Source organism: Methanoregula sp. (genome assembly GCF_003170075.1).
Lineage (GTDB): Archaea > Halobacteriota > Methanomicrobia > Methanomicrobiales > Methanospirillaceae > Methanoregula.
Window position 1 is genome coordinate 10,152 of the sequence record NZ_PMZU01000003.1, and the last position, 639, is coordinate 10,790.

Sequence of the window (639 nt, forward strand, 5' to 3'; positions counted from 1 at the left end):
TCGGGCCGCTGGGCCGGGTCAGGATAGCCCCCTGATGGGGGCACGGGATCGGTGTACGGGTGGGAAAACAAAGCGACGGTTACCGGACGCATCAGCGGACGGTCGCTCGCTTTGTCGGGTGGGCCCAGCCGCGACAAGATGCAGTTCCCCGATCAACCGAAACCAAGCCTCGGTCCGGGGGGGAGGGCGCGAGCCGGAACACGGCGATCTTCGCCGTGTCGCGTGAGCGCCGGGCGGGTACTGTTTTTACCGGTCGCATGCCAACAGGACAACGTAAAATTTCCTGCAGCGTGGGCGGGTAATGGCTACACGGCGCGGTTACGGGGCGCATCAGCGACCTGTCGCGCTGTGTGCCTGGGCGGGCCAAGCGTGAACAAAATTCTACGCAAAATCTTTATTTCGTAAATCGGACAGCGCACCGCTTTCACTTTCACCCTGCGCACGGCGGAGAGTTATAAGGGCTAACGTCGATAGATGTATGGTGAAAAACACCATGAGTCCAACAACAAACACAGATGTGAAGTTCGAGCACATAGGGGCCGCGCGTCTCTATAACGGCTCGGTCCGTATCGATGTCAAGACTATGCAAGCAGTGATCCCAGCCGGGGAAGTCCGAAGGCTCGAAGACCACTGGCCCGC